This window comes from Pseudomonas sp. Kh14, from assembly GCF_900291005.1.
Lineage (GTDB): Bacteria > Pseudomonadota > Gammaproteobacteria > Pseudomonadales > Pseudomonadaceae > Aquipseudomonas > Aquipseudomonas alloputida.
The window spans coordinates 1-23,214 of the sequence record NZ_OLKJ01000012.1; the positions used below are offsets into that span (position 1 = coordinate 1).

Below are 23,214 nucleotides of genomic sequence, written 5' to 3' on the forward strand. Positions count from 1 at the left end.
CGCCGATGGTAGTGTGGGGTTTCCCCATGTGAGAGTAGGTCATCGTCAAGATTCATTTCGCAAAACCCCTATCTGCGTATGCAGGTAGGGGTTTTGTCTTTGTGGGCAAAAAAACTCGACCTGTTCGAATCACTGCGGGAGCGGGCACGCCCGCTCCTGCGGCCTGATGGCGTTCGGCCGTTTCATGTACGCGTGATATCGTTCCCCTCTCAGCCATCAGCGCCTCCAGAGACCTTCCGATGCTCAACACCGCCCATCTCCATCCTGGCTTCATGATCGTCCACGGCAACCGCCTCGACGACCTGCGTAGCCTGGTAGTGAGCTGGATGCGTCGCTACCCGCTGGCGCCTCTGGAAAACGAAATTGCCCTGGTGCAAAGCAATGGCATCGCCCAATGGCTCAAGCTGGCCCTGGCTGAAGATCCGCTGGAAGATGACCAAGGCGGCTGCGGCATCGCCGCTGCAATCGATGTACAACTTCCCGGTAGCTTTATGTGGCAGCTCTACCGCAGCGTGCTTGGCCGTAGCGAAATTCCCGAAGTGTCTCTGCTCGACAAGGCACCACTGACCTGGCGGCTGATGCGCCTGTTGCCAGCGCTCATCGAGCGCCCGCATTTCGAGCCACTGCGGCGCTTCCTCACCGACGACAGTGACTTGCGCAAGCGCTACCAGCTCGCCGAGCGCCTGGCCGACCTGTTCGACCAGTACCAGGTCTACCGTGCCGATTGGCTCAAGGACTGGGCCACTGGTGAGCACGCCATCAACACGGCCCGCGGCGAGCGCAAAGTTTTGCCGCCAGGCAACCGCTGGCAAGCCGAGTTGTGGCGAGCATTGCTGGAGGATGTTGGCGAGCAAGGCATGGCGCAAAGCCGCGCCGGGGTACACCAACGTTTCATCGAGCGCATCAACAGCCTGGAGCAGGCGCCTGCAGGGCTGCCACCGAGGGTGATCGTGTTCGGTATCTCTTCGCTGCCGGCCCAGGCCCTGGAAGCGCTGGCAGGCCTGTCGCGTTTCAGTCAGGTATTGCTGTGCGTACACAACCCATGCCGCCACCACTGGGCCGATATCGTCGCCGACAAGGACCTGCTGCGCCACCAGTACAAACGCCAGCAACGCAAGCAAGGCATGCCCCTGCAACTGGACGACCAGACGCTGCACCAGCATGCCCACCCGTTGCTGGCAGCCTGGGGTAAACAAGGCCGCGACTACATCAACCTGCTCGACAGCTATGATGACCCAGGCAGCTATCAGGGCGTGTTCAGCGACGGCCGCATCGACCTGTTCAGCGACGGTTCGCCCACCACGCTGCTCAACGAACTGCAGGACGACATCCTGGAATTGCGCCCGCTCGCCGAGAGCCGCGAACGGTGGCCGCCAGTCGACACCACAAAAGACCGCTCGATCCGCTTCCATATCGCGCACAGCCCGCAACGTGAAGTGGAGATCCTCCACGACCAGCTGTTGGCCCGCTTCAGCGCCGACCCGACTTTGCGCCCGCGCGACGTGATCGTCATGCTGCCGGACATCGACACTTATGCGCCGCATATCCGCGCCGTCTTCGGCCAGTTGCAGCGCAACGACCCGCGCTACATCCCGTTCACCCTGACAGACCAAGGCCAGCGTGGTCGCGAGCCTTTGCTGATTGCGCTTGAGCACCTGCTCAAACTGCCTGACAGCCGCTTCGCGGTCAGCGAAGTGCTCGACCTGCTGGACGTGCCGGCAGTCCGCGCCCGCTTCGGCATCCGCGAAAACGACCTGCCCACCCTGCACCGCTGGATCGAGGGCGCTGGCATCCGTTGGGGCCTTGACGCCGAGCAGCGGGCGAGCCTGGGCTTGCCCGCCGGGCTTGAACAGAACAGTTGGCGTTTCGGCCTGCGCCGCATGCTGTTGGGTTATGCCGTGGGGGTGGGTGAGGCCTGTGATGGCATTGAACCCTACGATGAAATCGGTGGCCTGGACGCGGCACTGATCGGCCCGCTGGTCGCGTTGCTCGATGCGCTCGAAGTCGCCTGCCAGGCCCTGTCCGAGCCTGCCACCGTCAGCCAGTGGGGCGAGCGACTACATGCCTTGCTGCACGTGTTCTTCCTCGCCGAGGACGAGGGTGATGAATTCCTGTTGATGCAGTTGCAGGATCTGCGTGATAGCTGGCTTGAGGTGTGCGAGACCGTCGGCCTGCACGACCCCCTACCGCTTACCGTGGTGCGTGAAGCCTGGCTGTCGGGCCTCGATCAGGGCAAGCTGTCGCAACGTTTCCTCGCCGGCTCGGTCAACTTCTGCACACTCATGCCCATGCGCGCGATCCCGTTCAGGGTGGTCTGCCTGCTGGGCATGAACGATGGCGACTACCCGCGTGCGCAGCCACCGCTAGACTTCGACCTGATGGCCAGCGACTATCGCCCCGGCGACCGCTCACGCCGCGAAGACGACCGTTACCTGTTGCTTGAAGCGCTACTGTCAGCACGTGATCAACTGTATGTCAGCTGGGTCGGGCGCAGTATCCGCGACAATAGCGAACGCCCGGCCTCGGTGCTGATCGGCCAGTTGCGCGATCACATCGCTGCGGGTTGGCATTTGGCCGACGCGCAGCAGGGCCAGCCCGCGAAACCGGGCGAGCAACTGTTGCACGCACTGACCCAGGAGCACCCGCTGCAGCCGTTCAGCCCTCGGTACTTCCAGAAGGGCAGCCCACTGTTCAGCTATGCCCATGAATGGCAGGTGCTGCACCAGCAGGGTGAGGCAGACGAGCAGAGCGAGCCGGGCTTGCCGCCTTATCAGGACGCTGAAGCCCTGAGTCTGCACCAGCTGAATGACTTCTTGCGCCACCCGGTACGGCACTTCTTCAGCCAGCGTTTGAAGGTGTACTTTGAGGCGCTGGAAGCGCCGACCCCGGACGAAGAGCCCTTCGTCCTCGATACCCTGCAACGCTACGGCGCCAGTGAAAGCCTGCTTGGCGCCGCCTTGGCCGAACCGGACAACGCCGAACAGGCCTTGCGCGCCCAGGCCCGACGGCTGCAGGCCTGCGGTTTGCTGCCGCTAGCAGGTTTCGGCGAACTGCTGCAAAACGAGTTGATCGAACCGCTGCCGGACCTGCTGCAACGTCACCAGCAATTGCTGCAACGCTGGCCACAGCTGGTCGAGGGCGCTTTGCCGGTGCATTTCGAGCACGGTCAGCACCGTCTGGAGGGCTGGCTGGGGCGGGTGTTCCAGGCGGAAGATCAGAGCCTTCTCAGCATCACCACAGTACCCAACACCATCAGTGCCGGGCGCAACAACCTCAAGTGGCATCGCCTTATCGCGCCCTGGGTTACGCATTTGGCGGCCTGTGCAGCGGGCTACCCCTATAACAGTGCATTGGTAGCCAGTGACCTGACCCTGTTGCTTGCACCGCTGCCGCAAGCGCTGGCCGCGCAACTGCTGGGCGACCTGTTGGTGGCCCGTCAGGCGGCAATGAATGCGCCGTTGCCAGTCGCGGCCAAGACCGCGTTCGCCTGGTTGGCCCAGGACGATGCCGTTAAAGCCATGGCCGCAGCAGCTCGCGCCTACGAAGGCGACGAACGCACCAGCTTTGGCGAGCGGAGTGAAAGCATTGCCTTGGCCCGCCAGTTCCGGGACTTTGCAGCACTCACTGCTGACGAAACGTTTGAAGGCTGGTGCGAAACCTTGTATCGCCCGTTGTTCACCGCCCCTTGGCAGACCTTGGGCAACCCGGAGAAAGGCGCATGACCCAGGACCGTCCTCTGGCACTGAGTTTCCCCCTGCACGGTAGCCAGCTGATCGAGGCCAGCGCCGGCACGGGCAAGACCTTCACCATTTCGGCGCTGTACCTGCGCCTGATCCTCGGTCACGGTGGCGAACAGGGCTTCGAGCGCGAGCTGCTGCCACCGCAGATCCTCGTGGTGACCTTCACCGACGCCGCCACCAAAGAGCTGCGCGAGCGTATCCGCGCCCGCCTGGCTGAAGCCGCACGGTTCTTCCGTGGCGAGCTGGAAGGCGCCGATCCGCTGTTGCACCAACTGCGTGACGATTACCCACAAGAGACTTGGCCGCGTTGCGCCGGCCGGTTGGAAATCGCCGTGCAGTGGATGGACGAGGCTGCGGTATCGACCATCCATGGCTGGTGCCAGCGCATGCTGCGCGAGCATGCCTTCGACAGCGGCAGCCTGTTCACCCAGACCCTGGAAACCGACCACAGCGAGTTGTTGGGCCAGGTCATGCGCGATTACTGGCGGCGCTTCTGCTATGGGATGCAAGGTGACGCACTGGCCTGGGTGCGCGGCAACTGGGGGAGCCCCGACGCTTTGCTGCCACGCATTCGCCCACTGTTCGGCCGTGTGCGCGCCCAGCAGAATGGGCCAGAGCCCGCTGCGTTGATCCAGGCATCGCTGCAGCAACGTGGCGCACAGTTGGCCCGGATCAAGGCGCCATGGGCACAGTGGGCCGAGGAACTGCGGCAAATCTGCCGCGATGCGCTGGCCGCCAAACAGGTCGACGGCCGCAAGATGCAAGCCCGTTACTTCGAGCCCTGGTTCGACAAGCTCTGCGCTTGGGCCAGCGATGAGCAACTGGTAGAGCTCGACTTGGGCACTGGCTTTACGCGGCTGACCCCGACGGGCATGGCCGAGGCCTGGAAGGGAGAACCTCCCGAGCACCCAGCCCTCAACGCCATGCAGCACTTGCAGCAGCAACTGCAGGCACTGGACAGCCCGGATGCTCCGCTGCTCGAGCACGCCGCCAGTTGGGTATCGGCGCGTTTCGAAGTGGAGAAGCGCCGGCGTGCAGAAATGGGCTTCGACGACATGCTCGTGCGCTTGCAGCACGCGCTCGCCAGCGAGGCCGGCGAGCGCCTGGCCAGCCTGATCCGTGAGCAGTTCCCGGTAGCGCTGATCGACGAATTCCAGGACACCGACCCGGTTCAGTACGGCATTTTCGAGCGCATCTACCAGATCAGCGAAAACCGCGCAGAAACCGGCCTGTTCATGATCGGCGACCCCAAGCAGGCGATCTACGCCTTCCGGGGTGCCGACATCTACACCTACCTTGCCGCGCGACGCGCTACCAGCGGCCGCCTGCACAGCCTGGACACCAACTACCGCTCCAGCAAAGCCATGGTGGCGGCGGTCAACCAGGTGTTCCTGCAGGCCGAGGCGCGTGAAGCGGGGCGGGGTGCATTCCTGTTCCGCGAGGCCGATGACAACCCGCTGCCATTCATCGAGGTGCGCGCCAAGGGGCGTGGCGAACAGCTGCTGATTGACGGTGAAGTCAGTGCAGCCCTGCAATGCTGGCAGCTGGAAAGTGAAGAGCCAGTCTCCAGCAGCGTTTACCGCCAGCAACTGGCCGCCAGTTGCGCCAGCCATATTGTGGCCTTGCTCAATGGCGGCCAGCAGGGCACGGCGGGTTTCCAGAATGCCGAAGGCGAATTGCGCGCTTGCTTGCCCTCGGACATCGCCATCCTGGTGCGCGATGGTCATGAGGCGCAGATGGTCCGCGCCGAACTGGCCGCACGCGGGGTGCGCAGCGTCTACCTGTCTGACAAGGACTCGGTGTTTGCCGCCCAGGAAGCCCACGACCTGCTGGCCTGGCTGAAGGCCTGCGCCGAGCCTGACTCAGAGCGCCTGCTCAAGGCTGCTTTGGCCAGCCTTACACTGGGCCTGTCGCTGGCTGCGCTGGACCGGCTTAACCAGGACGAGCGGGTCTGGGAAAGCTGGGTGATGCGTTTTCGCCTGTACCGCGACACCTGGCAGCGCCAGGGGGTGTTGCCGATGTTGCGCCACTTGCTGCATGACTTCCAGCTACCGCGCACGCTGATCCGCCGCAGTGATGGCGAGCGGGTGCTGACCAACCTGCTGCACCTGGCCGAGCTGCTGCAGCAGGCCGCCGGCGAGCTGGACGGCGAACAGGCGCTTATCCGCCACCTGGCCGAGCACCTCGCCAGTTCCGGTCAGGCCGGTGAAGAGCAGATCCTGCGCCTGGAGAGCGACGAACAGTTGGTCAAGGTGGTGACCATCCACAAGTCCAAGGGCCTGGAATATCCCTTGGTCTACCTGCCATTCATCTGCACCAGCAAACCGGTGGATGGTAGCCGTCTGCCGCTGGCCTGGCATGACAGCGAAGGTAATGCCCACCTCACCCTCACACCCGATCAGGAGCAGATCGAGCGAGCTGACGACGAGCGCCTGGCCGAAGACCTGCGCCTGCTCTACGTGGCCCTGACCCGCGCCCAGCATGCTTGCTGGCTGGGTGTTGCCGACCTCAAGCGCGGTAATTTGAAGAGCTCGCAGCTGCACCGCTCGGCGTTTGGCTACCTGTTGGGGGGCGGCCTTGCCTTGGCTGGTTCGGCGCAGCTGACGGACTGGTTGCAGGCTCTGGCGGCAAGTTGCCCGCACATCAGTTGCCCAGGCCTGCCGCAGGCGGATGAGCAGATGTATCGCATGCCACACGCCGAACGTGAGCTGTTGCCAGCACGCAGGCCACGCCATGCGGCTGCCGAGCACTGGTGGATCGCTTCGTACAGTGCCCTTCGTGTCGGCGATCAGACACTCGGCGCCGACAGCTCGCAGGCCCAGCAACTGCTGGATGACGAGGTGCCCGATGCCCAGGTGTTGCGCGAGGTCCCGGCCGACAGCGGCGATATCCATCGCTTCCCACGGGGGCCTAACCCCGGCACCTTCCTCCATGGTTTGCTGGAGTGGGCAGGTCGTGAGGGCTTCAGCGAGGTCAGCGCTAACCCTCAACTGATCGAGCGCACCGTTGGCCAGCGCTGCAACCGCCGTGACTGGGCCGGCTGGATCCCCACCCTGAGCCACTGGATGCAGCGTTTGCTGGGCGAGGCGTTGCCGCTGCCGGGCAGCGACCAGAGCGTAACGCTGGGCCAGCTGCGTCATTACCAGATCGAAATGGAATTCTGGTTCGCTAGCCACCGGGTCGACGCAGAACAACTCGATCGCCTGGTGGCCCGCCACACCCACCCCGGTCTGGCGCGCCCAGCAGCGCAGCCGACAGTGCTCAACGGCATGTTCAAAGGGTTCATCGACCTGGCGTTCGAGCTGGACGGGCGTTACTACGTGACCGACTACAAGTCCAACTGGCTGGGTGCGGACATCCAGGCCTACGATGCCATGGCCATGGAAAAGGCGATTCTTGAGCACCGCTACGACCTGCAGTATGTGCTGTACCTGCTGGCCCTGCACCGGCAGTTGCGCGCGCGGCTGGCGGACTACGATTATGACCGCCATGTTGGCGGCGCCCTGTTCATCTTCCTGCGCGGTGCCAGCAGCAGCGGCCACGGCGTGTACCACGCCAAGCCACCGCGTGAGCTGATCGAAAGCCTCGATGCACTGTTCCGTGGCGAGCACGCGCCGGTACAGCAGGACCTGTTTGCCGGAGTTGCGCCATGAGCCGAAGCCTTGTCGACCTGTTGCCCACCCCGTTGCACGCAGAGCACCTGCTGGCGCTGGCACCACAGCACAACAGCGCTGATCTGCTGCAATTACTCGACCGCTGGGTTGAGCGGGGCTGGCTACGTGCCCTGGACCGCGCGTTCGTGTCGTTCCTGGAGGAGCGTGCCCCCGGCAGTGATCCCTTACTATTGCTGGCAGCGGCGCTGGCCAGCCACCAACTGGGGCACGGACATGTCTGCCTCGACCTGCAACAAACCTTGGCCGAGCCGGATTTCGCCCTCTCGTTGCCGCCGGAAGGTGACGCCCTTATCGGCCCTTTGCTACTGCCATCGCAACTGCTGGCCAACCTTGACTTGAATGCCTGGCTTCAGCGCATCAGCGCCAGCCCGCTGGTGGCCGCAGGTGATACGCCTGGCCAGCAAGCGCGGCCACTGGTACGCAGTGGCGAGCGCCTTTACCTGCGCCGTTACTGGAGTTACGAGCGGCGCATCGACCAGGCCCTGCGCCAGCGCCTGAGTCAGGCCGAAGCACCGCCTGCGGACCTGCCAGAGCGCCTGGCGCAACTGTTCGAGGGCGGTGCGCCAGCTGGCCAGGTGGACTGGCAGAAGCTCGCCTGCGCCTTGGCCACCCGGGCCGGTTTCAGCATCATCACTGGCGGACCCGGCACCGGCAAGACGACCACCGTGGTGCGCCTGCTGGCGTTGCTGCAGGCGCCGGCAGTGGAGCAGGGCAGGCCACTGCGCATCCGCCTGGCTGCGCCGACCGGCAAGGCCGCTGCGCGCCTGACCGAATCCATTGGCCAGCAAGTCGAGCGCCTGCAAGTCAGCGCCGAAGTACGCGGGCAAATCCCCACTGAAGTCAGCACCGTGCATCGCCTGCTCGGCAGCCGCCCGGGCTCGCGGCATTTCCGCCATCATGCTGGCAACCCGTTACCGTTGGACGTGCTGGTGGTCGACGAAGCGTCGATGATCGACCTGGAAATGATGGCCAACCTGCTCGATGCCTTGCCGCCGCGGGCGCGTCTGGTGCTGCTGGGCGACAAGGACCAGTTGGCCTCGGTCGAGGCCGGCGCGGTACTGGGTGACCTGTGCCGGGATGCTGAGGAGGGCTTTTACTCGCCGGCGACTGCAGCGTGGCTTCAGCAGGTCAGTGGCGAGTCGCTGGCCGGCAGTGGCCTCAAGGCCGGCGATGAGCAGCGTCACCCGCTGGCCCAGCAGGTGGTGATGCTGCGTTTTTCACGGCGTTTCGGTGAAGGCAGCGGAATTGGCCAGCTGGCCAGACTGGTCAATCGTCAGGACGCTCACGCGGCGCGCAACCTGCTGGCCGCGCCGCCTGCCGACGTGCACAGCCTGTCGCTCAAGCACGAACAGGATCGTGCGTTCGACCGCCTGTTACTCGACGGCCTGAACCGCGGTACCGATGGACCGCAAGGCTACCGCAGCTACCTGCGCACCCTTGGCCGTTACCGGCCGGCACTTGATACCGCCTTTGACGACCCCGCCTGGGAGCAATGGGCGGGCAAGGTGTTGCGCAGTTTCGAGGATTTCCAGTTGCTGTGCGCGGTGCGCCGGGGCGCCTGGGGTGTCGAAGGCCTCAACGAGCGGGTGGCGCGGGTGCTGCACAATGCCGGTCTGATCGACAGTCATCAGCCCTGGTACGAAGGGCGCCCGGTGTTGGTGACCCGCAACGACTACGGCCTTGGCCTGATGAACGGTGACATCGGTATTGCCCTGCGCCTGCCGGATGAGCATGGCCAGCCGCTGCTGCGTGTGGCGTTCCCGCGCAACGACGGCAGTGGTGGTGTGCGATTCGTTCTGCCGAGCCGGCTCAACGAAGTGGAAACGGTGTTCGCCATGACCGTGCACAAGTCGCAAGGCTCGGAGTTCAGCCACACAGCCCTGGTGCTGCCGGAGGCGCTCAACCCGGTGCTGACCAAGGAACTGGTGTACACCGGCATCACTCGGGCCAAGCACTGCTTCAGCCTGGTCGAGCCACGGCAAGGCATTTTCGAAGAAGCGGTGGCGCGCAAAGTACGGCGTATTTCCGGGTTGATGCTCGAGCAGGTCTAGGGCCATGAGACCCATTACACGTGGCTGCAGGCTCATACAATAAAGCGGCCATGTGCTATCGTTGCGCCGATATCGGAAGGGGCTTAAAGGGATTTCCCACATGAACGTGGCCGCAAGGCGAGTGACAAGCTGTGCGCTTTCGCTATTGCTGGCCGTCCTGTTCCTTTCTGCAGGCGCTGCCCAGGCAGACCCCGGCACAACCTCCGCCCAGGTACAGCAACGCGCCAAGGCGGTCACCCAGGTAGTATTGGGTATCTTCAGTTACGCCCGCTGGCCCGTCGATCCTTATCCTTTACGCCTGTGCCTGGTCGGCCCGACCGAGTACGCCGACGATCTCATCAAGGGCCATGTCCAGGCGTCTGGCAGACCGCTGCAGGTGCGGCGCCTGCTGGCAGAGGACACCCAAGTCGCCCAGGCCTGCGATGCCCTCTACATTGGCAAGCTTGACCAGGGCCAGCGCGATCGGCTGTTCCAGCGTATCGGCGGCCACCCGGTGCTGAGCATCAGCGAGGCGGATGACCCCTGCACGGTCGGCAGCCTGTTCTGCCTGCGGGTCAGCGACCAGCAGGTGGCCTTTGAAGTCAATCTCGACTCGGTGGCACGCTCTGGCGTGCGCATTCACCCCAGCGTGCTGCAATTGTCGCGGCGCCGGGCGGAGCAGCCATGAAGCCGACCCGCAAGCGTACCGTGCGCCCGACCCTGCGATCGGTGCTAGGCCGTGGCCACCTCAGCGTCGCCCTGCTTGCCGTTGGCCTGGCGGGTATCTCCCTCACCCTGCTGGGCGTGCTCGCCCTGCGTGTCTATGCCAACCATAACCTGCAGTTGATCGCCCGCTCGATCAACTACACGGTAGAGGCAGCGGTGGTGTTCGATGACAGCGCCGCCGCCAATGAATCGCTGGCGCTGATTGCCAGTACCGAAGAAGTGGCCGAGGCCAAGGTCTTCAACAACGAGGGCGAGCAACTGGCGCACTGGCAACGCGACAATACGGGCATGCTCGCGCAGCTGGAGGTGCAGGTTGCCAGCGCCTTGCTGGATGAGCCGGTCATGTTGCCGATCGTGCACCAACAACAGCAGGTCGGGCACATCGAGCTGGCAGGCCAGGGCAGGAGCCTGTTGCTGTTCCTGCTCAGTGGCTTGGCCGGTATCCTGTTCTGCACGGTCCTCAGCGCCTTGGCTGCCCAGTATCTGTCGCGGCGCCTGCTCAACGATATCACCCGCCCGCTGCGTGGCCTGGCCAGTGTCGCCCATGCCGCCCGCCGCGAGCGCAGCTTCGACCGGCGCGTGCCAGAAGCGCCGATTGCCGAGCTGAACGAGCTGGGTAACGACTTCAATGCCCTGCTGGATGAACTGGAGGTGTGGCATAGTCACCTGCAGAGCGAAAACCAGACCCTGGCCCATCAGGCCAGCCACGACAGCCTGACCGGCTTGCCCAACCGCGCCTTCTTTGAAGGGCGCCTAAGCCGCAGCGTGCTGAATGCGGCGCGTCAGCAGGACCACCTGGCACTGCTGTTCCTCGACAGCGACCACTTCAAGCAGATCAACGACACCCTCGGCCACGCCGTGGGTGACGAGGTGTTGATCAGCGTGGCCGAACGTGTGCGCGCCCAGCTGCGCGAGCAAGACCTGGTGGCGCGCCTGGGGGGCGACGAGTTTGCTGTGCTGCTGACGCCTTTGCATACGCGCAAGGACGCCGAACACATTGCCGAGAAGATCGTTGCCAGCATGAAGCTGCCGGTGCAACTGGACAGTGGCCGCAGTGTCTCCACCTCGCTAAGTGTCGGAATTGCCTATTACCCGGATGACGGCGCTGACCCCGCCAGTCTTCTGAATGCCGCCGATGCGGCAATGTACCAGGCCAAGCGCAAACGCCGTGGCCATTGGCAAGTGGCGCAGATGGAACGGTCCGCCAACGAAATCAGGAACAGGAGTTGAACCCGTGATGCAAGCTTTACGTTTTCCGCTTTGGGCCTTGTTGCTCGCCCTGCTGGCGCTGACGGGGTGCCAGAGCGCCCCCCCGAAAGGCCTTACCCCAGAACAGATTGCCGTGCTCAAGCGCGAAGGTTTCACCCCGACCGATGAAGGTTGGGCCTACGACTTGTCTGGCAAAGTGCTGTTCGGCAGCGATCTGGACAGCCTCAACGGCCAGAGCCAGGCGATTGTCGAGCGCATCGGCAAGGCGCTGCTCGGCGTTGGTATCCAGGGCGTGCGGGTGGACGGGCATGCCGACTCGTCGGGCAAAGCGGCGTACAACCAGCAGCTGTCCGAGCGCCGCGCGCAGAGCGTGACCAAAGCGCTGGTCGGGGTTGGCATGCAGGCGCAGAACATTCAGAGCCGTGGCCTGGGCAGCAGCCAGCCGGTGGGGGACAACCGCACCAGCGCTGGGCGTACCGAGAACCGTCGGGTGTCCATTGTGGTTGCGTCCTACTGATCGTTGCCGCTCGGGCTGTCACATATCCCCTGTAGGCGCTGGCAACGCGGCCTGGCACCGGCTTCGCCGGTGTTCGCGGGCAAGCCCGCTCCTACAGGGGCTGTGTTGCCTTCGGAAATGCGCAGGCCCATCAGTCCTGGGCGAAGCGCATCTCGCGGGTTTGCCCCATCAACAATGGCGCATTCGCCTCGGTCACCCCGCGGATGTAATCCCACAGCAGGGTAATGCGTTTCAACTTGCGCAAATCCTCCCGGCAATACATCCAGAACTGCCGCGTCACTTCGATCTCCTCCGGCAGCACCGTGACCAATCGCGGGTCCTGCGCGGCGAGGAAGCACGGCAATATCGCCAGCCCACGCCCCTGCAGCGCTGCCGTGTACTGCGCGATCACGCTGGTACTGCGCAAGTGCGCGCTGGCGTTGGGAATCAGGTTGGCCAGGTACAGCAGCTCGGAGCTGAACGCCAGGTCATCCACGTAACTGATGAAGGGGTGTTTGGCCAGATCCGTCACCTGGCGGATCGGCGTGTGGCTGTCCAGGTAGCCCTGGGTGGCATACAGCCGCAGGCGGTAGTCGCACAGCTTGCAGCACACATAAGGCCCGTGCTCGGGCCGCTCCAGCGCGATGACGATGTCCGCCTCACGCTTGGACAGGCTGATGAAGTGCGGCAGCGGCAGGATGTCCACCGAAATCGCCGGGTAGGCGTCGACGAAGTGGCTTAGCTGCGGCGTGATGAAAAAGCTGCCAAAGCCCTCCGTGCAGCCCATGCGCACATGGCCCGACAACGCCACCCCCGACCCGGACACCTGCTCGCAAGCCATGTGCAGCGTGCTCTCGATCGACTCGGCATAGCCCAGCAGGCGCTGGCCCTCGGCGGTCAGCACAAAGCCGTTGGTCCGCGACTTTTCGAACAGCAAGGTGCCCAGCGCGCCCTCCAGCGAGCTGATGCGTCGCGACACGGTGGTGTAGTCCACGCTCAGCCGTTTGGCGGCACTGCTGGCCTTGCGGGTGCGAGCCACTTCGAGGAAGAACTTCAAATCGTCCCAGTTGAGCGCGCTCAGGGATGTGAGGTCTTTTTGCATGATGATCCGGTTTTTTTGTGCGTTCTTGTTGGATGTTTGCACATCTATACTCGAAACAAGCCTCAGGACGCCACCTCGCGTTTGCCCGGCGCTGGCGATCTCGTCCCGACAACAATTCCAAGGAGAACGCAGATGAACGCACCGCAATCCCCTAACAGCACCAAGGTCGAGCAGGTCAAGCTGCTGATCGACGGCCAGTGGGTCGAGTCCAAAACCACCGAATGGCGTGACATCGTCAACCCGGCCACCCAAGAGGTGCTGGCGCGCGTACCGTTCGCCACCGTCGAGGAAGTCGACGCAGCCGTGGCCGCTGCTCACCGCGCTTTCCAGACGTGGCGTAACACCCCGATCGGCGCGCGCATGCGCATCATGCTCAAGCTGCAGGCACTGATCCGCGAACACACCAAACGCATTGCCCAGGTGCTCAGCGCCGAGCAGGGCAAGACCCTGGCCGACGCTGAAGGCGATATCTTCCGCGGCCTGGAAGTGGTCGAGCATGCGGCGTCCATTGGCACCCTGCAGATGGGCGAATTTGCCGAGAACGTCGCCGGCGGTGTCGATACCTACACCCTGCGCCAGCCGATCGGCGTATGCGCTGGCATCACCCCGTTCAACTTCCCGGCAATGATCCCGCTGTGGATGTTCCCCATGGCCATCGTTTGCGGCAACACGTTCGTGCTCAAACCGTCCGAGCAGGACCCGCTGTCGACCATGCTGCTGGTCGAGCTGGCGCTGGAAGCTGGCGTACCGGCCGGCGTGCTGAACGTGGTGCACGGCGGCAAGCAGGTGGTGGATGCCATTTGCACCCACCAGGATATCAAGGCGATTTCCTTCGTTGGCTCTACTGAAGTCGGCACGCACGTGTACAACCTCGGCAGCCAGCATGGCAAGCGTGTGCAGTCGATGATGGGCGCCAAGAACCACGCGGTGGTGCTGCCTGATGCCAACCGCACGCAAACCATCAATGCGCTGGTCGGTGCTGCCTTTGGCGCGGCGGGCCAGCGCTGCATGGCCACCTCGGTGGCGGTGTTGGTGGGCAAGGCCCGCGAATGGTTGCCGGATATCAAGGAGGCTGCCAGCAAGCTCAAGGTCAATGCTGGCTGTGAGCCGGGCACCGACGTTGGCCCGGTGGTATCCAAGCGTGCCAAGGAGCGTGTGCTGGGCCTGATCGAAAGCGGTATCAAGGAAGGCGCCAAGCTGGAACTTGACGGCCGTGACGTCAAGGTGCCGGGCTACGAGCAAGGCAACTTCGTCGGCCCGACCCTGTTCTCGGGCGTGAAGACCGACATGCAGGTGTATACCCAGGAAATCTTCGGCCCGGTGCTGGTGACCCTGGAAGTCGATACGCTCGACGAGGCCATCGCCCTGGTCAACGCCAACCCGTTCGGCAACGGCACCGGCCTGTTCACCCAAAGCGGCGCTGCAGCCCGCAAGTTCCAGAGCGAAATCGATATCGGCCAGGTCGGCATCAACATCCCGATCCCGGTACCCGTACCGTTCTTCAGCTTCACCGGCTCGCGGGGTTCCAAACTCGGTGACCTCGGCCCGTACGGCAAGCAAGTGGTGCAGTTCTACACTCAGACCAAGACCGTCACTGCTCGCTGGTTCGATGACGACAGCGTCAACGACGGTGTGAACACCACCATTAGCCTGCGCTAAGGAGTACGTCATGCGTATCGCATTCATCGGCCTGGGCAACATGGGCGCGCCCATGGCCCGCAACCTGATCAAGGCCGGGCATCAGCTGAACCTGTTCGACCTGAACAAGGCCGTGCTGGCCGAGCTGGCAGAACTGGGCGGGCAGATCAGCCCCTCGCCCAAGGACGCGGCGGCCAACAGCGAGCTGGTGATCACCATGCTGCCGGCCGCAGCCCATGTGCGTAGCGTTTACTTGAACGAGGACGGCGTACTGGCCGGCATTCGTCCTGGCACGCCGACCGTTGACTGCAGCACCATCGACCCGCAGACCGCACGTGATGTGTCCAAGGCCGCAGCGGCAAAAGGTGTGGACATGGGGGATGCGCCGGTTTCCGGTGGTACTGGCGGCGCGGCGGCCGGCACCCTGACGTTCATGGTCGGCGCCAGTACCGAGTTGTTTGCGAGCCTCAAGCCGGTACTGGAGCAGATGGGCCGCAACATCGTGCACTGCGGGGAAGTCGGTACCGGCCAGATCGCCAAGATCTGCAATAACCTGCTGCTAGGCATTTCGATGATCGGCGTGTCCGAGGCCATGGCCCTGGGGAACGCGCTGGGTATCGATACCAAGGTGCTGGCCGGCATCATCAATAGTTCGACCGGGCGTTGCTGGAGCTCGGACACCTACAACCCGTGGCCGGGCATCATCGAAACCGCTCCGGCATCGCGTGGCTACACCGGTGGCTTTGGCGCCGAACTCATGCTCAAGGACCTCGGGCTGGCTACCGAAGCGGCACGCCAGGCACACCAACCGATGATTCTCGGTGCCGTGGCCCAGCAGTTGTACCAGGCCATGAGCCTGCGAGGCGAGGGGGGCAAGGACTTCTCGGCCATCGTCGAGGGTTATCGCAAGAAGGAGTGATGCAAGAGGTGGACTTCATCGCGGGCCAGGTGGCCTTCCCTCTGTAACTGCGCACCAGAGGGAAGGGCGCCTGCTCCGCGATTTTTTTCGTCCACGCCCACAGGTATTGCGCGGCAGTGGTAGGAGCGGGTTCACCCGTGAATGCTGCAGAAACCTCACCGCCGCATTCGCAGGTAAACCCGCGCCTGCAAATTAGGCGAACACGAAATACTTACGTACAGTCTCGACCACTTCCCAGGTACCTTTCATGCCTGGCTCGATCACGAACACATCACCCGCTTTCAGGTGTTTCGGTTCTTCGCCTTCCGGGGTGATGATGCAATAGCCATCGAGGAAGTGGCAGAACTCCCATTTATCGTAGTTGACCTCGAACTTGCCCGGGGTGCAGATCCAGGTGCCCATGATCTTGCTGCCGTCGGCCGACAGGTAGGCATTGAGGTTGACGGTGTGCGGATCGCCGCCGATGCGCTTCCACTTGGTGGCGTCCACGACCGGCGTCGGGCAGGTTTCGCGCAGGACGGTGATGAAATCGGACATGGCACAACTCCTGGTGACTGGCTGAATGACTGGTCACCATAGGCCCAACGGCCGAGCCGCAGTTGCCTGGGCTCGACGTCCAGGTGTCTGACCGCGCTATGCCAGGCGGTTTACCTCGACAGTGATGTGCGCCAACTCTTCGTGCACGGCCAGGGCCTGGCGCACGCTGTCGGCGTTCAGCGCGGCGTGGGTGGCCAGACCAAGAATGCAGGCGTATTGGTCCTTGCCCACCCGCCACACGTGCAGGTCGGTGATGCTGGCCGGCACCGGCAACTGCGTGACCACTTCGCGGATTTCTTCCACCACTGGCGCGTCCATCTCCGCATCCAGCAGCACCCGCCCGGTATCGCGCAGCAGGCCGCGGGCCCACAGCGCCACCAGCAACGCACCCACCAGGCCCATGACTGGGTCGAGCCAGCTGGCGCCCCAGAACTTGCCGGCCAGCAGGGCCACGATTGCCAGCACCGACGTAGCGGCGTCGGCCATCACATGCAGGTAGGCCGAGCGCAGGTTCAAGTCGTGATGGTGGTGGTCAGGGTGATGATCGTCGCCATGGTGATCATGATGGTGATGGTCATCGCGCAGCAGCCAGGCGCAGATCAGGTTGACGGCCAGGCCCACCACCGCGATTAAGATTGCCTCGTCATAATGGATTGGTCCCGGTGCCAACAGCCGTTCCACCGACTGGAACACCATCAGCCCGGCCACGCCCAGCAAAAGCAAGGCGCTTGAGTAGCCGCCGAGAATCTCGATCTTCCAGGTGCCGAAGGCAAAGCGCCGGTCACCTGCATAGCGCCGAGCGGCAGCGTAGGCCAGCAAGGACAGGCCAAGTGCCAGAGCGTGGGAGCTCATGTGCCAGCCGTCGGCCAGCAGCGCCATGGAGTTGAAGTACCAGCCTCCGGCAACCTCCGCCACCATCATCACTGCGGTCAGCCAAACCGCCAGGCGGGTTTTGCGCTCAGCGCCCAGGTTGCTGGTGTGGAACTGGTGGCTGTGCTGCCAGCGGTCTGAGGTTTGTGTCGCCATGGTTTATCATGCTCCCGGAAGATCGAGAAGAATACTATACCCCAGTATACCTAGCATGGTGTGAAACCCAATGGCACATACCCTGAAGAGCAAGAAGCAGCTGTTGACCCGGGTGCGCAAGATCAAAGGCCAAGCCGCCGCCCTGGAGACGGCGCTGGAGCAGGACAAGGACTGCCTGGCGATCCTGCAGCAGATCGCTGCCGTGCGCGGCGCGGTGAACGGGCTGATGGCCGAGGTGATGGAAGGGCACATCCGCGATCACCTCGTGGCGGACGGCCTGAGTGCCGAGGAACGGCAGGACGAGGCAGACAAGGTGGCAGCGTTGCTGCGTTCATATCTGAAGTAGGAGGTCGCCGTACCCTTTCACGAATACCCCAGGGGGGTATCAATACCTTCACGGTCCGAGCGGTACGCGAACGAGTTTGTGGAAGCAGGCCAGCGAAGGCTGTCAGTGGGTAAGGGTGGATACCAGTCCGGCGGCATAGCCTGGTAATGCCGCGAAATCCCGCGCGCACACCAGCAGCCGGCGGTTGGCCCATGGCTCCTGCAGCGCCGCCCAGTGCAACGGCAGCATGCCTTGCCAACGCTGCACCGCTGCCAGCGGCACCACCCCGATTCCAGCCCCGCCCGCGACCATGCGGATCACCCCATCAAACCCCTCCGCACGCACCCGAACCTGCATGCGCTGCCCCTCGTGCAGCGCTTGCTCTTCCAGGTACAACCCCAATGCACTGCCGGCCCCCAGGCCGACATAGCCATGGGCCAGGCTGTCGACGAAACTTGGCGCCAGCGCACTGGCCAGGGGGTGGCCCGGTGGAGTCACTAGCACCAGCGGGTCGTCTCGAAACGGCCGGGTCTGCAGGTGCTCGCTGGGGGCGGCTGTGGACACGATGCCCAAGTCGGCCATGCCTTGGGTAATTGCCTGCACGATGCGCAAACTCGGCAGCTCTTGCACATCCACGCTGACGCCCGGGTTTTCAGCCAGGTAGCTGGCCAGCAGTTCGGGCAGGTATTCGGTCAGCGCAGCGGTGTTGCACAGCAGGCGCACCTGGCCTTGCTGCCCTTGTGCGTATTGGCCCAGGTCGAACTGCAGGCGTTCGACCTGCTGCGTTATCAGCCGTGCATGTTGCAACAATGCCTGGCCAGCCGGCGTTGGTTGTACGCCACGGCGGTTACGTTCCAGCAAGGGAATGCCCAGCGATGCTTCCATGGCGCGGATGCGCGCACTGGCCGCTGGCAGCGACAGATGGCTGCGGCCGGCGCCGGCGGTAATGTTGCCGCACTCCACGGTGTGCTGGAACAGCTTGAGGTCGATCAGGTCGAAATGCATGTGGCTCTGTCCGGGCAAGAGGCTGGCTGAGTATATGGCAGATTCTCACGTCGCCCGGGGCACGGCATCATCGGCCCATGACTACCTTGCTCGCTTTCTACCAGAACATTGGCCCGGCTCTGTCGTTGCTGGTTGTACTGACCTTTCTGCTGGCTGGCGCAGTGAAGGGGGTCATCGGCCTGGGCCTGCCGACCATTGCCATGGGCCTGTTGGGCCTGGCTATGCCGCCGGCGCAGGCTGCCGCGTTGTTGATCGTGCCCTCGACACTCACCAACCTGTGGCAGCTGGCCAGCGGCGGGCACCTGCGAGGGTTGTTGGTCCGCCTGGGGCCGATGCTGGCATTGATTTTTGTCGGCACCTTGCTGGGCAGCGCCTGGCTGGGAATCAACACTGGCCCTTGGGCTGCGCATGCGCTGGGGGGCGCCTTGCTGGTCTATGCGTTGTATGGGGTGGTCGGCCCGGGCTTGCAGGTAGCCCCGGGACACGAGCGCTGGCTGGGACCGCTTTGCGGTCTGGTCACGGGCGTTGTCACCGCGTCAACCGGGGTGTTCGTGATGCCAGCGGTGCCTTACCTGCAGAGCCTGGGCTTGAGCCGCGAGCAGATGATCCAGGCCCTGGGCCTGTCGTTTACGGTGTCGACCCTGGCCTTGGCCCTAGGCCTGGCCGGGCAGGATGCCTTGGGTGGCCAGGCGCTGGGGGCGTCGCTGCTGATGCTGGCGCCGGCCTTGCTCGGCATGCTGGCGGGCCAGTGGCTGCGTCAGCGGATCAGCGCGCTGCTGTTCAAGCGTTGCTTTTTCATCGGCCTGGCCGCCCTCGGCGGCCACCTGCTGATCAACGGTTAGCGGACGAAGTGCTGAGCATGTCGACCCTCTGGATATCGAAATCGCGCTCCAGGTAATCCATGCGTTTTTCGAAGAAGGCAGCCATGTGCGGGAGGGCCGAGTGCACGTCCAGCGCGGCCTTGTCGGCCCACACTTCGAAGAACACAAACAGGCTCGTGTCCTGCTGGTCGCGCAGCATGTGGTATTCGATGCAGCCGGGTTCCTGGCGGCTTGGCTCGACGTAGGGACGGAACAGGTTTTCGAACGCATCAGCCATTTCCGGGCGGGTCTTGGCTTTGAGGATAAAGGCGAACGGCTCACTCATGGGGCGCTACTCGGTGATGGGTGGAGACGCTATTCTAAGGCAATAATGTATTGCCCATTCGTGACTTCTGGTCAATTGTATTTTGCCCCGTCACCGCTGTATCCCGCCTCCGCGAGCCTCTAACCTGCCGGCATCAATTTTTGATTCGGCCGTGGAGGCCAGCATGAAAAAGATCCTTCTGCTCAACGGTGGTAAACAGTTCGCTCACTCCGAAGGCCGTCTCAACGCGACCTTGCACGAAGCGGCTATCGCTCACCTGGACCACGCCGGCTTCGACGTGCGCCAGACGTTCATCGATGGCGGCTACGACGCCCAGGAAGAGGTGGAGAAATTCCTCTGGGCCGATGTGGTGATCTATCAGATGCCCGGCTGGTGGATGGGCGCGCCGTGGACCGTGAAGAAGTACATCGACGACGTGTTCACTGCCGGCCACGGCAGCCTGTATGCCAATGACGGTCGTACCCGTTCGGACCACTCGCAGAAATACGGCAGCGGTGGTCTGGTGCACGGCAAGCAATACATGTTGTCGCTGACCTGGAACGCGCCGCAGCAGGCGTTCGATGACCCCAGCGATTTCTTTGAAGGCAAGGGGGTGGATGCCGTGTACTTCCCGTTCCACAAGGCCAACCAGTTCCTGGGTATGACCGGCCTGCCGACCTTCCTGGCTGTGGATGTGATGAAGCGCCCGGATGTGCCGGCGGCGTTGGCAGCTTATGAGGCCCATCTGGACAAGGTGTTTGGCAAGGCACAGTAATTTTATGTCTGTACCAGCCTCTTCGCGGGCTTGCCCGCTCCCACAGGTATTACGCAGGTTTCAAGGACTTTGCAGTACTTGTGGGAGCGGGCAAGCCCGCGAATAGGCCCGTACAGGCGCCGCTGGACTTGGCCTCGACAAGCGGTTATCTAATCCTTGCACAGACCAACCACAGGCCCTGATGTGAAAACCCGATCCGAAGAACTCCAGGTATTCGTCGCCGTCATCGACTGCGGCTCGATTTCCGCTGCTGCCGAGCAGATGGGCCAGACCCCGTCTGCCGTCAGCCGCACCCTTTCGCGCCTGGAGGGCAAGCTGGGCACCACGCTGGTCAACCGCACCACCCGGCGCATGGACCTTACCGAAGAGGGGCGCTACTTTCTTGAGCGCTCGCGGCTGATCCTGCAGCAGATGGACGAGATGGAAGAGCGTCTGTCGATGAACCGCCAGACCCCGACCGGGCGATTGCGCATCAATGCCGCTGCGCCGTTCATGCTGCATGCCATCCTGCCCTGGATCGGCGAGTTCCGCCGCCAGTACCCAGGCATCGAGCTGGAGCTCAACACCGACGACCTGATCATCGACCTGCTGGAGCAGAGCACTGATGTGGCGATCCGTATCGGAGAGCTGGCCGACTCCAGCCTGCACGCGCGCAGCCTGGGTTGCAGTCCGGTGCAGGTGCTGGCCAGTCCGGCCTACCTGGAGCAGCACGGCACGCCACGGCAGGTCGAGGAGCTGGCCGACCACTGTCTGCTCGGCTTCAGCCAACCTGAATCGCTCAATCACTGGCCGCTACGCCACGCTCAGGGCGATCGCTGGAGCATCCGCCCGGCGCTGGTCGCTTCCAGCGGCGAAACCCTGCGCCAGCTGGCGTTGGCCGGGGAGGGCATCGTCAGCCTGTCGCACTTCATGACCCACGAAGATATCCGCACAGGGCGCCTGCAGGTGCTGCTGAGCGAGGCCAACAATGGCTACCGTCAGCCGATCCACGCGGTGTATTACCGCAACACCCAGTTGGCGCTGCGCATCCAGTGCTTCCTGGACTTCATCCAGCGCAAGCTGGCGATGTACGCCTGCTGAGTTGCCTGATCGCGACAAATCCTGTCCACAGGCGGCGAAACTTCCGACGGTTGATTGCACAGTCGAAGCGCTTCGGCCTTACTGACTGCTCAACAAAAACAACACCAAGGAAGTGTCATGCGTATGGTCCCGTTCCAGTACCTGGCTCTCGCAGCCGCGATCCTGAGCTGTTCCTCGGTTTACGCCGCCACCCTGGAGGGTGGCGCGGTGGCCGCCCCCGATCAATATGGTGCACAGGTGGCCGCCGATATTCTGAAAAAGGGCGGCAACGCGGTGGACGCGGCAGTCGCGACTGCCTTCACCCTGGCGGTGACTTACCCGGAGGCCGGTAATATCGGCGGTGGCGGCTTCATGACCCTGTTCGTCGATGGCAAGCCTTACTTCCTCGACTACCGCGAAGTCGCGCCCAAGGCCGCCACCCGCAACATGTACCTGGACGACAAGGGCGAGGTCATCGAGAACCTCAGCCTGGTCGGGGCACGCGCAGCAGGTGTACCCGGTACGGTAATGGGCCTGTGGGAGGCGCACCAGAAGTTCGGCAAACTGCCTTGGAGCGAGTTGCTGACCCCGGCCATCGGCTATGCGAAAAACGGCTTCAAGGTGGCGGAAAAGCAGTACCAGTACCGCAACGATGCCCAGGGCATGTTCAAGACGGCGACCAACTTCAACGATTACTTCGGCAACATGAAGGTCGGCGAGCTGTTCAGGCAGCCGGAAATGGCCCAGACCCTGGAGCGTATAGCCGACAAGGGCGTGAGCGAGTTCTATCAAGGCAAGACCGCCGATTTGCTGGTGGCGCAGATGCAGGCTGACAAAGGCCTGATTACCAAAGATGACCTCAAGGATTACAAGGCGGTATGGCGTGAACCGATGGCCGTGAGCTGGCGTGGCAATGTGGTGTATACCGCGCCACCGCCGAGCTCAGGCGGTGTGGCACTGGCCCAGTTGCTGGGCATCAAGGAAGACCGCGCGGCCGACTTCAAAGGGGTGGCGCATAACTCGGCGCAGTACATCCACCTGTTGGCCGAGATCGAGAAGCGGGTGTTCGCCGACCGCGCCGACTACCTGGGCGACCCGGCCTTCACCAAGGTGCCGGTGGACCAGCTGGTGGCCAAGGATTACCTGGCCAACCGCGCAGCCCAGGTCAACCCGAAGGCCATTTCCGCAACCGACAAAGTCAAGCCGGGCCTTGAACCGCACCAGACCACGCATTTCTCGATCGTCGACAAGCAGGGCAACGCGGTCAGCAATACCTACACCCTCAACCTCGACTACGGCAGTGGCGTCGTGGTGAAGGGTGCCGGTTTCCTGCTCAACGACGAGATGGATGACTTCAGCGCCAAGCCGGGGGCGGCGAACGCCTTTGGCGTGGTCGGCGGTGATGCCAACGCGATCGAACCGGGCAAGCGCATGCTGTCGTCGATGAGCCCCAGCCTGATGACCCGCGATGGCAAGGTCGAGCTGGTTATCGGTACCCCGGGTGGCTCGCGGATCTTCACCTCGATCTTCCAGGTGATGAACAACCTGTACGACTACGGCATGCCGCTGGACAAGGCGGTGGCGGCGCAGCGCGTGCACCATCAGTTGCTGCCCAAGGACACCATCTACTTCGACAGCTATGCGCCGCTGACCGGGCGGGTAGCTGAGGAGCTGAAGAAGATGGGCTATGTGCTGGAGGACCAGGGCTGGGAGATGGGCGACATCCAGGCGATCCGCGTCGATGGGGCGAAGCTTGAGACCGCTTCCGACCCACGTGGGCGTGGGGTGGGGATGATCGTCAAGTAGTGCCTGTGAGCACGCCGGGAGG

Annotated in this window: 18 protein-coding genes; 13 read left to right on the forward strand and 5 right to left on the reverse strand. The window is 63.6% G+C overall.

The window, feature by feature from the left end; all coding sequences use genetic code 11:
• Nucleotides 1-239: 239 nt before the first annotated feature.
• From recC to FQ668_RS05355, 6 genes are all read left to right on the forward strand, one after another.
• Nucleotides 240-3,722 carry an exodeoxyribonuclease V subunit gamma gene (gene recC, locus FQ668_RS05330; protein WP_014592379.1) on the forward strand — a complete coding sequence of 1,161 codons (3,483 nt, stop codon included), beginning with the start codon at nt 240-242 and terminating at the stop codon, nt 3,720-3,722.
• On the forward strand, nt 3,719-7,393 hold the full coding sequence (gene recB, locus FQ668_RS05335; protein WP_019438861.1) for an exodeoxyribonuclease V subunit beta: 3,675 nt from the start codon (nt 3,719-3,721) through the stop codon (nt 7,391-7,393). The genes recC and recB overlap by 4 nt, the downstream gene beginning before the upstream one ends.
• Nucleotides 7,390-9,465, forward strand: a complete 2,076-nt coding sequence (gene recD / locus FQ668_RS05340; protein ID WP_019438860.1) for an exodeoxyribonuclease V subunit alpha — start codon at nt 7,390-7,392, stop codon at nt 9,463-9,465. The genes recB and recD overlap by 4 nt, the downstream gene beginning before the upstream one ends.
• 100 nt (nt 9,466-9,565) lie before the next feature.
• Nucleotides 9,566-10,132: a YfiR family protein gene (locus tag FQ668_RS05345; protein WP_076402264.1), complete on the forward strand. Its 567-nt coding sequence runs from the start codon at nt 9,566-9,568 to the stop codon at nt 10,130-10,132.
• On the forward strand, nt 10,129-11,400 hold the full coding sequence (locus tag FQ668_RS05350; protein WP_135199301.1) for a diguanylate cyclase: 1,272 nt from the start codon (nt 10,129-10,131) through the stop codon (nt 11,398-11,400). The genes FQ668_RS05345 and FQ668_RS05350 overlap by 4 nt, the downstream gene beginning before the upstream one ends.
• A 4-nt stretch (nt 11,401-11,404) precedes the next feature.
• Entirely contained in the window at nt 11,405-11,896 is a 492-nt protein-coding gene (locus FQ668_RS05355; protein ID WP_135199300.1) for an OmpA family protein, read from the forward strand.
• 130 nt (nt 11,897-12,026) lie between these two features.
• Here FQ668_RS05355 and FQ668_RS05360 read toward each other — a convergent pair whose 3' ends face one another.
• Complete coding sequence (locus tag FQ668_RS05360; RefSeq protein WP_014592372.1) at nt 12,027-12,977, reverse strand: LysR family transcriptional regulator; 951 nt, start codon at nt 12,975-12,977, stop codon at nt 12,027-12,029.
• Between the two features lie 132 nt (nt 12,978-13,109).
• Here FQ668_RS05360 and FQ668_RS05365 point away from each other — a divergent pair, with 132 nt between their 5' ends.
• Complete coding sequence (locus FQ668_RS05365) at nt 13,110-14,636, forward strand: CoA-acylating methylmalonate-semialdehyde dehydrogenase (RefSeq protein ID WP_003251574.1); 1,527 nt, start codon at nt 13,110-13,112, stop codon at nt 14,634-14,636.
• A 10-nt stretch (nt 14,637-14,646) separates the two neighbouring features.
• Nucleotides 14,647-15,534 carry a 3-hydroxyisobutyrate dehydrogenase gene (mmsB, locus tag FQ668_RS05370; RefSeq protein ID WP_144179926.1) on the forward strand — a complete coding sequence of 296 codons (888 nt, stop codon included), beginning with the start codon at nt 14,647-14,649 and terminating at the stop codon, nt 15,532-15,534.
• A 192-nt stretch (nt 15,535-15,726) separates the two neighbouring features.
• Here the strand turns inward: mmsB and FQ668_RS05375 are convergent, their stop codons facing one another.
• Together FQ668_RS05375 and dmeF are read right to left on the reverse strand one after the other, a co-directional pair.
• Nucleotides 15,727-16,071 carry a cupin domain-containing protein gene (locus FQ668_RS05375; protein WP_003251579.1) on the reverse strand — a complete coding sequence of 115 codons (345 nt, stop codon included), beginning with the start codon at nt 16,069-16,071 and terminating at the stop codon, nt 15,727-15,729.
• Nucleotides 16,072-16,167: 96 nt separating this feature from the next.
• Entirely contained in the window at nt 16,168-17,097 is a 930-nt protein-coding gene (dmeF, locus tag FQ668_RS05380) for a CDF family Co(II)/Ni(II) efflux transporter DmeF (protein ID WP_014592370.1), read from the reverse strand.
• 70 nt (nt 17,098-17,167) lie between these two features.
• Here dmeF and FQ668_RS05385 point away from each other — a divergent pair, with 70 nt between their 5' ends.
• Nucleotides 17,168-17,443 carry a metal/formaldehyde-sensitive transcriptional repressor gene (locus tag FQ668_RS05385; protein WP_003251584.1) on the forward strand — a complete coding sequence of 92 codons (276 nt, stop codon included), beginning with the start codon at nt 17,168-17,170 and terminating at the stop codon, nt 17,441-17,443.
• 102 nt (nt 17,444-17,545) lie between these two features.
• On the opposite strand, the gene FQ668_RS05390 is transcribed toward FQ668_RS05385, so the two are convergent.
• The gene (locus FQ668_RS05390) at nt 17,546-18,427 is read right to left on the reverse strand and encodes a LysR family transcriptional regulator (RefSeq protein ID WP_019438856.1); all 882 of its coding nucleotides are present in this window, start codon (nt 18,425-18,427) and stop codon (nt 17,546-17,548) included.
• Between the two features lie 77 nt (nt 18,428-18,504).
• Between FQ668_RS05390 and FQ668_RS05395 the strand changes: the two genes are divergently transcribed.
• On the forward strand, nt 18,505-19,269 hold the full coding sequence (locus tag FQ668_RS05395; RefSeq protein WP_019438855.1) for a sulfite exporter TauE/SafE family protein: 765 nt from the start codon (nt 18,505-18,507) through the stop codon (nt 19,267-19,269).
• Here the strand turns inward: FQ668_RS05395 and FQ668_RS05400 are convergent.
• Nucleotides 19,259-19,573 carry a putative quinol monooxygenase gene (locus FQ668_RS05400; RefSeq protein WP_019438854.1) on the reverse strand — a complete coding sequence of 105 codons (315 nt, stop codon included), beginning with the start codon at nt 19,571-19,573 and terminating at the stop codon, nt 19,259-19,261. The two genes, FQ668_RS05395 and FQ668_RS05400, sit on opposite strands and share 11 nt — an antisense overlap.
• A 163-nt stretch (nt 19,574-19,736) precedes the next feature.
• Between FQ668_RS05400 and FQ668_RS05405 the strand changes: the two genes are divergently transcribed.
• From FQ668_RS05405 to ggt, 3 genes are all read left to right on the forward strand, one after another.
• The gene (locus FQ668_RS05405) at nt 19,737-20,327 is read left to right on the forward strand and encodes an NAD(P)H-dependent oxidoreductase (protein WP_014592365.1); all 591 of its coding nucleotides are present in this window, start codon (nt 19,737-19,739) and stop codon (nt 20,325-20,327) included.
• A gap of 183 nt (nt 20,328-20,510) precedes the next feature.
• Nucleotides 20,511-21,407: a LysR family transcriptional regulator gene (locus FQ668_RS05415; protein ID WP_014592364.1), complete on the forward strand. Its 897-nt coding sequence runs from the start codon at nt 20,511-20,513 to the stop codon at nt 21,405-21,407.
• A 117-nt stretch (nt 21,408-21,524) separates the two neighbouring features.
• Nucleotides 21,525-23,192 (forward strand): gamma-glutamyltransferase, encoded by a 1,668-nt coding sequence (ggt, locus tag FQ668_RS05420; RefSeq protein ID WP_019438406.1) that lies wholly within the window; start codon nt 21,525-21,527, stop codon nt 23,190-23,192.
• The last annotated feature ends 22 nt before the right edge of the window (nt 23,193-23,214 follow it).